Here is a 12067-nt window from a genome sequence, read left to right on the forward strand (position 1 = left end):
ACCCTACCGGCGAATTCCTCCCGGACGGGACCTCCGGTCGGCATTCTTCACCTCCGGCGGCGGTCAGCCGGTTTCGGCGCTCGCCCGCGCCAGGTTCTCCGGCACGTCCCGGTCGTGATAGACCCGCTCGCTCGGCTCGATGCCGGCGAGGAACATCGCGTACACCGCCGCCATGCGCAGCCACGCCACCGGCCGCAGCACCGCCACCGCCCGTTCCGGCCGGCAGCCCGGCACGTCGGCCCGCCAGCGTGCACACCAGTCGGCGACGAGGGCGGCGGCCGGCCCGGCGGGTAGCTGCTCGGTCAGCCGGAGGATGTCGAAGGCCGGGTGGCCGACGAACGCGTCACCCCAGTCGATGATGGTGTGTCGCCGCCCGTCCGCGCGGACGTTGCCGGGGTGCAGGTCGCCGTGCACGAGGGTGTCGGGCAGCCCGCACCGGGTCACCTCGTCGAGCAGCGTCTCGACGTCGGCGAGCTGCCGGTGCGCCTGGTGCGGGGCGAGCGTCGCGCGCAGCCACCGGGCCAGGGCAGCACCGCGCAGGTCCGGCACTCCGGCGGCGACGAGCCGGTCGGCGGCGGGCAGCGTGCGGATCTGGAGGGCGTGGTGCCGGGCGGCGATGGTGGCGCGTTCGGCGGGGTCGGCCCCGTAGCGGTCCTCCCCCGGCACGTGGTCGAGCAGCATCCGCCCCTCGTCGTCGGCGGCGAGCAGCCTCGGGGTGGCCGGGTCGTCGGCGAGCAGCCGCAGCACCGCCGCCTCGTGCCGGAAGAACACCGGCACCTGTTTGAGCCAGGCGGTGCCGTGCGGCCCGTCGAGCCGCCAGACCGCCGACAGGTTCCAGGTGCGCTCCTGTGCCGACACGTTCGCCGGCCGGCCCAGCCGGTCGAGCTGGGTGGCGGCCCAGGCCAGGCTCGCCGCCGGTCCGCCCGGCTGCGCGTAGGGCGCGCGCAGCGGATGCGCCGCCGGCTGCACCGCCTCCGCCGGCAGCAGCGGTACGCGCACCGGGCCGGCCGCCTCGGCCAGGTAGCTGACGTGGCCCCCGGGTGGCCGGCCGCGCCGCCCGGTCAGCAGCCGCAGCACGGTCACCTCGACGTCGTACGCGGCGCGGGCGCCCGCGACGACCGCCGCCGCGTCCTGCCACCAGGGCACCGGCACGTCGAAGTCGGGTAGCGCGCCGAGCGTCCGGCCGGTGGCGTCGACCAGGACGAGGCGGACGGTGCGGACCATGGCCGGACGGTAGCGAGCCGCCCGGTCGGCGCGCGAGCCGAATACCGGCGGCGGTCAGCTCCCCGGGGCGGTGGCGAGGATCGCGTCGAGGCCCCGGACGAAGAGGTCGTCGTCGCTCCACCGGCCGTCGTCGAGGTGGCCCGAGGCGGTGAGGGTGGGGTAGGCGGCGGCGTTGGCCACGAGGTGCCGGCGGGCTTCGGCGCGGGCCCCGGGGTCGTCGGTCTGCCGCCAGGTGGCCTCGGTGAGCGCCGCGCCGATCACGTAGTTGGCCACCAGTCGGGTGACCACGGCGAGGTGCCGGCCGGTGAGCCCGGCGCGGACCAGCGCCGCCTGCAGGAACTCCGTCCGGGCGAGGACGTGCGGGCCGAGCATGGGCCGGCCGATCAGGCCGGGGGCCCAGGGATGGCGGAGCATGGCCGCCCGCCAGCCGCAGGTCAGCGTGCGCACGTCGGCACGCCAGTCGGGGCCGGCGGCCGGCAGCGGCACCTCGCCGAAGATGTGGTCGACGGCCAGGTCGAGGACGTCGTCCCGGGTCGTGACGTGCCAGTAGAGGGCGGTGGGGGTGACCGCGAGGCGTTCGGCCAGCCGGCGCATGGTCAGCCCGTCGACGCCGGTGCGGTCGAGCAGGTCGACGGCCGCCGTCACGATCCGTTCCCGGGTCAGCGGGGTGGTCCGGCGGTTGCGGGCCGGCTCCGTCCGCAGCCAGATGGGGGCGGGTCGGCCGTCCGGTCGGCCACTGAATTCGGTCGCGTCCACCCGCAGCAGCCTAGTACCGTGCGCAGTTAATTTAACGATGTTAGATTAAGGTCCGCCGACCGCGTCCCCGGTGGACGGTGGGTACTCGCGGAAGGGCGGTGACGACCGTGCCGCTGATGCGCATCCAACTGGACAGCGACCGGTACACCGCGCGCCGGGTGGTGGAACTGCACCGGGCCGGGAAGGTCCACCGCGAATCCCGGGACGCCGCCCGCGCCGAGGTGTGGCGGCGGGGGCGCACCCCCGCCGCGGAACCCGTCTTCGTCGGCACCACCAACGGCGAGCCCGTCCGGCTCATCTACGACGTCGAGGTCTACCGGGACGTCGTCGCCTAGGCCCCTGCCCGACGGTCAGCGGACCGGGTCGTGGGTGCCCCGCGGAACGCCCGGCCGGCACCGGCGCAGCCGGTCCGCCGCCATCCGGCCGCCGACGGCCAGGCCGTGCCGCTCGACGGCAGCCAGCCCGTACGCGCTGCACGTCGGGGTGTAGCGGCACTGGCCCGGCCAGCGGTGCGACAACCACCGCCGGTAACCGAGGATCGCCGCCCGGCCCGCCCGGTCCACCACCGGCGCCCGGCTCACCCGGGCCGCGCCCGCGCCGAGGGTGAGCAGCAGGGAGAACAGGCCGAAGTCGCAGCAGGGCAGGCCGTCACAGTCGCAGCCGTCGCAGTCGGCGTCGCACCAGTCGCGCTTCTTCTTGCGCTGCTTACGCTTGAAATGGATCACGCCGTACATGATGCGACGGTCGCGCCAGCCCCGCTGTCGGGGCCGCCGGTGGGCCGAAGTGGCGGTATCGGCCCGGGCCTGACCCCACTATTTCGCCCCAACCGTGGGAAACACCCCGGGGGTCAGCGGTGGACGGCGCGGCGGACGCCGTCGTGGCCGGCGCAGGGCTTCGGCTGCCCCCCGGTCAGGCTGACCGCGCCGTCGCGGCACAGCACCAGGTAGCCCCGCCCGGCCCAGAACTGCGGCACGCAGTCGAACCAGTCGCAGATCCGGTGGTCGGGTTCCCGGACGCGTTCGCCGCCGCAGTAGTCGTACCCCATCGGGTTGGCCGGCGCCCCGCAGCGCCGCTCCCGCACCACGGACGGTGACGGTGACGGCTGTGGCGGCCGGGTGACGCCCGGACCGGGCGCGGCGGTGGCCGCCGACGCCACCTCGGGGGTGACCGGCGGATCGGACTCGACCAGCACCGCCGGCACCACCAGGGTCAGCGCGGCGGCCACCGCGACGGTCCGCCGACCGCCGGGGACGCGGGCGCTGATCCGGGCCTGCGCCGGGGTGGCGATCGCCGGCCGGAACGGCGCGCTCTCGGCGTGCAGGGCGATCAGCTCGTCGAGCTGGGCGAGGACGGCGGGCCGCTGCTCGATGGCGTCGGCGAAGGCCAGGGTCAGCACGAACCGGAACTCGGCCGCCGCGCCCGGCGGCAGCAGCACGCCGGAGGTCTGCCGCCGGTCCAGGACCTGGATCAGGGTGACCGGGGCCGCCGGGTCGTGCAGCAGCCCGGTCATCCTCCCGTACGCCCAGTCGCGCCGGCCACGCCCGCCGACCAGGACCAGCCGGCGGTTGGTGACCACCGCGATCCCGGCGTCGGTGGCCCGGACCCCGTCGGGCAGCCGGTGACGCAGCGGCCCCGGCTCCGCCTCGACGACCAGGTCGGGGGCGGGTAGCACGGTGGTGTGGCGGACCTCGACCAGCTGCGCGCCGGGCACCGCCCGGAGGACCGCCTCGCCGGGGCCCAACGCCAACGGCAGGCCGACCCCGGCCGCCGCGGTGCCCTGCAGGCCGACGGCGAGGGCCCGGAGCCGTCGCAGTTCGTCGTCGCGGCGTCGCCAGGCCCGCTCGACGGTGCGGTAGGCCCGCCGTCGTCGCTCGTTCTGCTGACGTGCCCAGGTGTAGCGCCAGGTGGAACCCGTCGAATCAGTCATCGCCGCGCCGACCCCTCCGCCGTGCGAGCCACCAACCGGGGTGTTCACCCGGCTCAACGGCAGGAACAAGACCGACGGACCCGGCATTACGGATTTACCACCCGATCGGGGGAGGGAAATCCCTCGGACCACGACGAACCGCACACCGGCTCACCTTCGGGTTCTCCGCCGTGCGGGGCGCTGCCGACGTGGGTAACGTCAGCCGCAGCCGGGCCGCGACGCCCGCACCGCCGATGCGAAGGGGGGCCCGTGACCGGTCCGGACCAGCGCCGCCGCGTGGTGCTCGGCGTCGACATCGGCACCACCAGCACCAAGACCGTGGCGTACGACACCGACGGCCACCAACTCGCCAGCCACTCCGTCGGCTACCCCCTCGACGAGCCGCACCCCGGCTACGCCGAGCAGGACCCGCAGCTCATCTTCGACGCGGTGGTGGAGACCATCCGCACCGTCGTCACCGAACTGGGCGACGGCATCGCCGGCCTGTCGTTCAGCACCGCCATGCACAGCCTGATCGGTCTCGACCCGGACGGCGCACCACTCACCCCGTCGGTGACCTGGGCCGACTCCCGGGCCAGCAGCCAGGCCGAACGGCTGCGCGCCGCCCCGTGGGGGCTGGCCCTGCACCGGCGCACCGGCACCCCCGTGCACCCGATGGCCCCACTGTCGAAGATCCTCTGGTACGCCGAGCAGGAGCCGGCGCTGCACGCGCGGGTCGCCCGCTGGGTCGGCATCAAGGACTACGTGCTGCTGCGGCTGACCGACACACTGGTCACCGACCACTCGGTCGCCTCGGCCACCGGCCTCATGGACATCCACCAGCTCACCTGGGACGCCCAGGCGTTGCGCGTCGCCGCCATCACCGAGGAACAGCTCCCCCGGCTCGTGCCCACCACCACCGTGCTGCCGGGGCTGACCGCCCGCGCCGCCATCGCCACCGGCCTGCCCGCCGACACCCCCGTCGTGGTCGGCGCGGGCGACGGTCCGCTGGCCAACCTGGGCCTCGGGGCCGTACGCCCCGGCGTCGTCGCCTGCTCCATCGGCACCTCCGGGGCGATGCGGGTGGCCGTCGAACGTCCCGCCGTCGACCCGCTCGGCGGGGTGTTCTGCTATGCGCTCACCGAGGACCGGTGGGTCGTCGGCGGGGCGATCAACAACGGCGGGATCGTGCTCCAGTGGGCCGGCGACACCCTCGCCCCCGAGTTCGGCGAGCACGGCGAGGAGGAGCTGCTCGCGCTGGCCGCCACCGCCCCGGTCGGCTCCGGCGGGCTGATCATGCTGCCGTACCTGCTCAGCGAGCGCGCGCCGCACTGGAGCGCGCTACCGCGCGGGGCGTACGTCGGGCTCACCCACGGGCACCGCCGCGAGCATCTCGTCCGGGCCGCGCTGGAGGGGGTCTGCCAGCAGCTCGCCCTGGTCCTGGCGTCGGTCCGGGCCGCCGGCAACGAGGTCCGTGAGGTACGCGCCAGCGGCGGCTTCGCCCGCAGCCCACTGTGGCGGCAGATGCTCGCCGACGCGCTCGACATGCCGGTACGGTTCCCCGCCGGCCACGAGGGCTCCAGCTTCGGCGCGGCGCTGCTCGGCATGCAGGCCCTCGGCCTGATCGACTCCATCGACGTCGCCGCCGACCTGGTCCGCATCGACGAGACGGTACGCCCCGAACCGGCCTCCGCCGCCACCTACGCCGCCCTGCTCCCCCTGCACTCCGAGCTGTACGACGCGCTGGTGCCCACCTTCGCGTCGCTGCGCCGGCTGGCCCCCAGCCTGCCGGCGGAGCCACCACCCACCCCCGCACCCATGTGACCGCCCGCCCCTCGTCGGGTCGGACCCCGTCCGAAGGTCGTGATCGCCGTGCTCACCCTCCTCGCCGCACCCGCGGAACCGGCCACCAGCGCCGGTGACGCCCAACTGGTCGTGGCCGCCCTGCTGGGCATCGCCGCGGTCGTAGTGCTCATCGCCTGGGGCAAGGTGCACCCCTTCCTGGCGTTGATCCTCGGCGCGGCGGTGCTCGGCGTGGTCGCCGCCATGGCCCCCGACACGATGATCGAGTCGTTCAGCGCCGGGGTCGGCTCCACGGTCGGCGGGGTGGGTCTGCTGATCGCCCTCGGCGCGATGATCGGCGGCCTGCTCGCCGAGTCGGGCGGGGCGGACGGCATCGTCAACCGGGTCGTCGGACGGGTCTCCGGCACCGCCCTGCCCTGGGCCATGGCCGGGGTCGCCGCACTGATCGGCCTGCCGCTGTTCTTCGAGGTCGGCGTGGTGCTGCTGGTGCCGATCGTGCTGCTGGTCTCGCTGCGCACCGACGTACCACTGATGAAGATCGGCATCCCGGCGCTGGCCGGCCTGTCGGTGCTGCACGGCCTCGTCCCGCCGCACCCCGGCCCGCTGGTGGCGATCTCCTCGCTCAACGCCGACCTGGGGCTCACCCTCGGGCTGGGCCTGATCATCGCCATCCCCACCGTGATCGTCGCCGGCCCGGTGTTCGGCAACTTCATCGCCCGTTACGTGCCGGCCACCGCGCCGGCCGCGCTGCTGCCCACCCGGCAACCGGCCACCACCGGCGGTGGCCGGCGCGGGCCGGGCAGCCCCGCCGCCGGCCGCGACCGGGAGTCGGACGGCCGGGACGCCGGGCGGGGACCGGCCGGCGACGACGACCTGCTCACCGACGACGACCTGGTCAACCCGGGCTCCGGCCGGCCGGGCGCCCCGGTCGACGACAGCGGCACCGAGACGGCCCGGCGTACCCCCAGGTTCTGGCCGGCGGTGCTCACCGTGCTGCTGCCGGTCGTGCTGATGCTGCTGCGCGCGGTCGGCGAACTGACCCTGGCCGACGGCACCGTCGCCCGGCAGACCCTCGACATCGCCGGCGCGCCGATCGTGGCGCTGCTGGCCGGGGTGATCGTCGCCATGTTCACCCTCGGCTACCAGGCCGGATTCAGCCGCAGCCAGGTCTCCTCGGTGCTCGGCGGCTCGCTGCCGCCGATCGCCGGCATCCTGCTCATCGTCGCCGCCGGTGGCGGCTTCAAGCAGGTGCTGGTGGACGCCGGGGTGGGCGACCTGGTCGCCGACGCGGCCAAGGACGCCAACCTCTCCCCGCTGCTGCTGGGCTGGCTGGTCGCCGTGGGCATCCGGGTCGCCACCGGTTCGGCGACGGTCGCCACGATCACCGCCGCCGGCATCGTCGCCCCGCTGGCGGCCACCCTGGACCGTCCCGGGGTGGCGCTGCTGGCCCTGGCCGTCGGCTGCGGTTCGCTGTTCTTCTCGCACGTCAACGACGCCGGCTTCTGGCTGGTCAAGGAGTACTTCGGGCTGACCGTGGGACAGACGATCAAGAGCTGGTCGGTACTGGAGACGATCATCTCGGTGGTCGGCTTCGCCGGCGTGCTCCTCCTCGACCTGCTCCTGTGAGGCCCTCCCGCCCGCGCCCGCAGGTCGGGTCGACCGTTGATCAACTTAATGTCGCCACAAGAGCGGTATCGGAGCGCGCGGATACCGCAGTTGTGGCGATATTGCGAGCCAGCCCCGCCGGGCAGGCGGGCAGGGGCGGGCAGGGCGGGGCGGGGCCGCCTGGGCGGGGCGGGGGTCAGGCGCCGGGGATGTTGCGGGGTGGGTCCTCGCCGATCAGGCCGGCCTCCGGCTGGTCCGCCGACACGGGCAGGCCGAAGTCCGCGTACGTCAGGTCGAGCGCCGAGGTCTTGCCCGGCTCGCCGGACAGCTCGATCCGGTAGCGGACCAGCCGCCCCTGCGCGTCCACCGTCGCGGTGAACGGCACCGTGGCGGCCCGCTCGCCGAGCACCCCACCCACCCCCTCGCCGAGCACCTCGGTGCTGCGCCGCAGGTCCAGGGTCCCGGCGTAGGCCCGTTCGCCGGTGGCGCGTACCTCGGTGGCCGAGCCGAGGGTGCTGGCCAACCGGGTGTTGTCCAGCCCGGTCCGCTTCGCGGCGGCCGCCTCCACGGTGCCCAGGTGCCACCAGGTACGCCCGTCCCAGACCGGCACCCGCCGGTCCGGGGCGGTCACCTTCACGTAGACGTCGGTGCCGGTGACGAGCCGCTCGATGACCACCTTGCCGTTGGCCACGGCCAGCGTCGTCGTCTCCCGCCCGCGCCGGCCCCTCGGGTCCCAGACCAGGGTGGTGGTGTCCCCGCCGCCCGCGCCGTCACCCAGGGTCAGCCGGTAGGACTGCTGTTCGACCCGCTGCGCGGCGGTGGCCAGTACGGCGGCCGGCTCGGTCGGGGCCGCTGCGGTCGTGGCCGACCCGGCGGTCGGTGCCGGTCCCGCACCGCTGTCGTCCGAGGTGCAGCCGGCCGCCGTCACCAGGGCGACGAGGGCGGCCGTGGCGGCGGCCAGCTTCGGGTGCTTCACGGCGGTCTCCCCGGGTGGCGCGCCCGCCGGCCGAGCCGATCGACGCTGGTGACAGAGCGGTCGCGCCAGCCTAGCCCGGCACCCGGCCGCCGACCGGGCACCCCCGACCGCACCGACCGGCCCGACCACCCCCGACCAGCTCGCCGCCGACCGGCCACCCGATCGGCGGCGGTGACGCCGGGGAACCACGACCGCAGGCCCATCGACGACAGGTCGGGGCCGGTCAGGGGGCCTCGACGGCGGAGATGCGGTAGCGGTGCACCTCCGCGCCACGGATCGCCGCGACCTGCTCCTGCTCCGGGCCGGACCCCCGGAACGCCAGCAGCTCGTCGTCGGACTCCCAGCGTTCGTAGACGTTGATCCGGCCCGGCTCGACCAGGTCGGCGCCGATGGCGAAGTCGACGCAGCCGGGCGCCGAGCGGGCCTGCCGGACCACCTCCACGCAGGAGGCCAGGTAGGTGTCCCGCTCGGCGGGGTCGACGTAGAGACTTCCGGCGACGATGAACACGGGCGACCTCCGGTGGGTGGGCGGGACGACCCCCATCCTCACCCACCGCAGGCGGCACCGCTCAGGCCCGGCTGATCGCGTTGGCGTGGATCGCCTCCGCCAGGTACTCCGCCAGCCCCGGCGCGATCTTCTCGTAGAAGGCGGTGAACCGGGGATCGGCCAGGTACATGTCGGCCAGCCCGGTGTGCACCTCGTACGAGCAGTCGTAGAACCAGCGGACGATGAGCTGCCGGTGTTCCTCGGCCAGCGCCATCACCTCCGCCGAGTCGGCGGGCGTCCCGGCGGTCAGCGCCGCCACGATCCGCCGGCCCCAGTCCTCCTGCTCCCCCTTGATGCGCAGCCAGTCCTCCTTCGAGTAGTTCGCCGCCCGCCGGGTCGACACCCGGTACGCCTCGGTGTCGCCCCAGCGCTGCCGCGCCTCCTCGGCGTGCTCCTCCGGATCGACGTCACCGAAGACCTCGAACCGTTCCTCCGGGGTCAGGTTGATCTCCATCCGTCTCGCCTCCATCGCGATCTCGATCGCGGCGACCATCTCCTGGAGCTTCCCGATCCGCCCGCTCAGCAGGTCGTGCTGCCGGCGCAGGTGCGCCGCCGGGTCGGCATCCGGGTCGTCGAGGATCACCGCGATCTCCTCCAGCGGAAACCCCAGCTCCCGGTAGAAGCGGATGTGCTGCAACCGCTCCAGGTCCGCGTCGTCGTAGCGGCGGTAGCCGGCCGGCGTCCGGCCGCCCGGCGAGAGCAGCCCGATATCGTCGTAGTGGTGCAGCGTCCGGACCGTCACCCGGGCCGCCTTCGCCACCTGACCCACCGTGTACGCCATGGTTTCCTCCCTTCGGCACCAAGGCTCCGGCCTGCCGCGACGTGAGGGTCAAGCCCGATTCTGCGCCGGTGGACCCGACCGGGCCGGCACGACTCCCGGGTCGGCGGGCGGCCGGAGTGTCAGCGGGGGGCGGCGGGGGCGTGCAGGGCGGACAGGCCGCCGGGACGGCCGTACCGGTAGCCCTGGCCGTGGACGCAGCCGATCGCGGTGACCGCCGCGTGCTGCCCCTCGGTCTCCACCCCCTCGGCCACCACCGCCAGGTCGAACGCCCCGGCCAGCCGGGTGACCATTTCCACCGTGGCGTACGCCCGCGCGTCGGTGTCCAGCCGGGCCACGAACGACCGGTCGATCTTGAGTTCGGTGGCGGGGATGCGGTGCAGGTAGCTCAACGACGAGTAGCCGGTGCCGAAGTCGTCGATGGCGATGCGGAGACCCAGCTCACGAAGCTGGGCGAGCCGTTCCAGCACCGCCTCGCTGCCGTCGATCAACGCCGACTCGGTCAGTTCCAGGGTGAGCGCGCGGGGGGCCAGGCCGGCCGAGGCGGTGGCCGCCGTGACGGTGGCGATCAGGTCGGGGCGGCGCAGGTGCGCGGCGGCGATGTTGACCGCCACGGTCGCCTCGGGCACCCGGGCCCGCCAGGTCGCGGCGGCCCGGCACGCCTCGTGGATCACCCACCTGTCGATCGGCACGATCAGCCCGGTCTCCTCGGCCAGCGGCAGGAACGCCGCCGGGGCGAGCAGTCCGAGCCGGGGGTGCCGCCAACGCACCAGCGCCTCCGCGCTGCGGACCACGCCGGTGGCGAGGTCGACGATCGGCTGGTACTCCAGGTGCAGTTGCCGCTCGTCGACGGCCCGCCGCAGGTCGGCGATCAGCTCGGCCCGGGTCACCGCCGACTCCCGCAGCGCCGGGGTGCAGGTGCGGTACGCGGACTTCCCGGCGGCCTTCGCCGCGTACATCGCGATGTCGGCGTCGCGCAGCACGTCGGTGTGGGAGGCGTGCTGCGGGCCGAACTCGGCGATGCCGATGCTGGCCGACGGGTGGACGCCGACGTCCTCCTCGCCCGCCGACGGTTGCAGGGCGGCGAGCAGCCGTTCGGCGAGTCGTTCCGGCACGACCGTCCGGTCCCCGGCGACCAGCACGGCGAACTCGTCCCCGCCGAGCCGGGCGACGGTGCCGTCGTCGCCGACGGCGGCCCGCATCCGCAGCGCGATGCTGGTCAGCAGGGTGTCGCCGGTGGCGTGCCCGAACCGGTCGTTGACCTGCTTGAAGCCGTCCAGGTCGAGGAGCAGCACGGCCACCGGCGGCCCCTCGCGCAGCGCCCGGCGGAGCTGCCGGTTGAACATCAGCCGGTTCGGCAGGCCGGTGAGCTGGTCGGTGTAGGCGAGCCGTCGCAGCCGGGCCACCAGCCGCAGGTTCTCGTTGGCGGCCAGCCCCTGCCGCAGGGCGAGCACCCCGAGCAGCGCCATCATGCCGCCGAAGACCAGCGGCGGGGTCTGCCCGGTGGGGCGGCGGGCCAGCACCACCGCGATGATCGCCCCGCCGACCGGCAGGTACGGCAGCGCCACCCGCCACCAGGACGGGAGCGGGGACTCGCCGATCTCCTCGGCGCCGTCGCAGGTGGGCGGCGGTGGCCGGGTGGTGGCGATGCCGATCAGCAGGTAGCTCAGCGGCCAGCAGACGTCGATCGGATGCCCGGGGGTGTAGCTGCCGTGCGCGACCAGCGAGACGTAGACCGCGTCCGCGCCGGCCCGGGTGACCAGGCTCGCCCCGATCAGGGTCAGCGGCGGCCACACCGAGCGGGCCGGGCCGGCCACCGCCACCAGGATGGTCAGCTGCATCAGGTCGATCATCGGGTAGAGCAGGCCGAGGGTGCGCAGCGGATCGTCGAGGTCGGCGGCGGCGACGTCGCGGAACACCACCACCCAGCCGATCGGGATCAGGGCCAGCCCGACGATCACCCCGTCCAGCACGGTGCGGGCCCGGCCCACCGCGCTGCGTGGCGCGGTCAGCGAGGTCAGCAGCGCGGCCGTGCCGGTGACGATGCCGGCGGTGAAGACCGCCCCGATCAGCGGGGTGTGCGGCAGCTCGTCGGCGCGCAGCCGGTCCACCGTCCACAGCAGCCGGCCGGCGGCGGCCAGCCCCATGGTGAGCGCGAGCAGCGCCCAGAACCGGCGCAGCGGGGCGGGGTGCCGGCGCATCGTGCGGACGCAGGCGTAGCTGGCCCAGCTCGCCACGGCGGTGGCGGTGACGTCACTGACCAGGGCCGCCCTGGGCAGCGCGGCGAGCAGCCAGGCCAACTCCAGCACGACGGCCACCGCGGCGACGACCGCACCCGCCCGGGGGAGGGTCAGCGGTCGGGTCGGCGCGCCGGAGACGGCGTCCTGGGGTAGCACGGTGATCGCTCCGGCTCTCTCTCCAACGCGCACCTCGACCGTGCGGACGGATCACGGACGGCGAACCATCGAAGCC

Annotated in this window: 11 protein-coding genes; 3 read left to right on the plus strand and 8 right to left on the minus strand. The window is 74.8% G+C overall.

The window, feature by feature from the left end; translation table 11 throughout:
• Positions 1–63: 63 nt before the first annotated feature.
• Positions 64–1224, minus strand: coding sequence for a phosphotransferase family protein (locus tag JQX11_RS24295; RefSeq protein ID WP_204927271.1), 1161 nt, complete (start codon positions 1222–1224; stop codon positions 64–66).
• A gap of 54 nt (positions 1225–1278) precedes the next feature.
• The gene (locus JQX11_RS24300) at positions 1279–1980 is read right to left on the minus strand and encodes a TetR/AcrR family transcriptional regulator C-terminal domain-containing protein (protein WP_307826337.1); all 702 of its coding nucleotides are present in this window, start codon (positions 1978–1980) and stop codon (positions 1279–1281) included.
• A 98-nt stretch (positions 1981–2078) separates the two neighbouring features.
• On the opposite strand from JQX11_RS24300, the gene JQX11_RS24305 reads away from it, so the two are divergent.
• Positions 2079–2315 carry a hypothetical protein gene (locus JQX11_RS24305; RefSeq protein WP_307826338.1) on the plus strand — a complete coding sequence of 79 codons (237 nt, stop codon included), beginning with the start codon at positions 2079–2081 and terminating at the stop codon, positions 2313–2315.
• 15 nt (positions 2316–2330) lie between these two features.
• Here JQX11_RS24305 and yidD read toward each other — a convergent pair whose 3' ends face one another.
• Positions 2331–2714, minus strand: coding sequence for a membrane protein insertion efficiency factor YidD (gene yidD, locus JQX11_RS24310; protein WP_088641832.1), 384 nt, complete (start codon positions 2712–2714; stop codon positions 2331–2333).
• Between the two features lie 113 nt (positions 2715–2827).
• Complete coding sequence (locus tag JQX11_RS24315; RefSeq protein ID WP_204927272.1) at positions 2828–3907, minus strand: hypothetical protein; 1080 nt, start codon at positions 3905–3907, stop codon at positions 2828–2830.
• Positions 3908–4156: 249 nt separating this feature from the next.
• On the opposite strand from JQX11_RS24315, the gene JQX11_RS24320 reads away from it, so the two are divergent.
• Together JQX11_RS24320 and JQX11_RS24325 are read left to right on the plus strand one after the other, a co-directional pair.
• Complete coding sequence (locus JQX11_RS24320; protein ID WP_307826339.1) at positions 4157–5710, plus strand: gluconokinase; 1554 nt, start codon at positions 4157–4159, stop codon at positions 5708–5710.
• Between the two features lie 48 nt (positions 5711–5758).
• Positions 5759–7315: a GntT/GntP/DsdX family permease gene (locus JQX11_RS24325; RefSeq protein ID WP_204927341.1), complete on the plus strand. Its 1557-nt coding sequence runs from the start codon at positions 5759–5761 to the stop codon at positions 7313–7315.
• Between the two features lie 175 nt (positions 7316–7490).
• Here the strand turns inward: JQX11_RS24325 and JQX11_RS24330 are convergent, their stop codons facing one another.
• The 4 genes from JQX11_RS24330 to JQX11_RS24345 form a co-directional block, all read right to left on the minus strand.
• On the minus strand, positions 7491–8270 hold the full coding sequence (locus tag JQX11_RS24330) for a hypothetical protein (protein WP_204927273.1): 780 nt from the start codon (positions 8268–8270) through the stop codon (positions 7491–7493).
• A gap of 223 nt (positions 8271–8493) precedes the next feature.
• Positions 8494–8814: a putative quinol monooxygenase gene (locus tag JQX11_RS24335; protein ID WP_204927274.1), complete on the minus strand. Its 321-nt coding sequence runs from the start codon at positions 8812–8814 to the stop codon at positions 8494–8496.
• A gap of 25 nt (positions 8815–8839) precedes the next feature.
• Complete coding sequence (locus JQX11_RS24340) at positions 8840–9598, minus strand: MerR family transcriptional regulator (RefSeq protein ID WP_204927275.1); 759 nt, start codon at positions 9596–9598, stop codon at positions 8840–8842.
• 119 nt (positions 9599–9717) lie between these two features.
• Positions 9718–11991, minus strand: a complete 2274-nt coding sequence (locus JQX11_RS24345) for a putative bifunctional diguanylate cyclase/phosphodiesterase (RefSeq protein WP_307826340.1) — start codon at positions 11989–11991, stop codon at positions 9718–9720.
• Between the last annotated feature and the right edge of the window lie 76 nt (positions 11992–12067).

The organism is Micromonospora humida (genome assembly GCF_016901255.1).
Taxonomy (GTDB): Bacteria; Actinomycetota; Actinomycetes; order Mycobacteriales; family Micromonosporaceae; genus Micromonospora; species Micromonospora wenchangensis.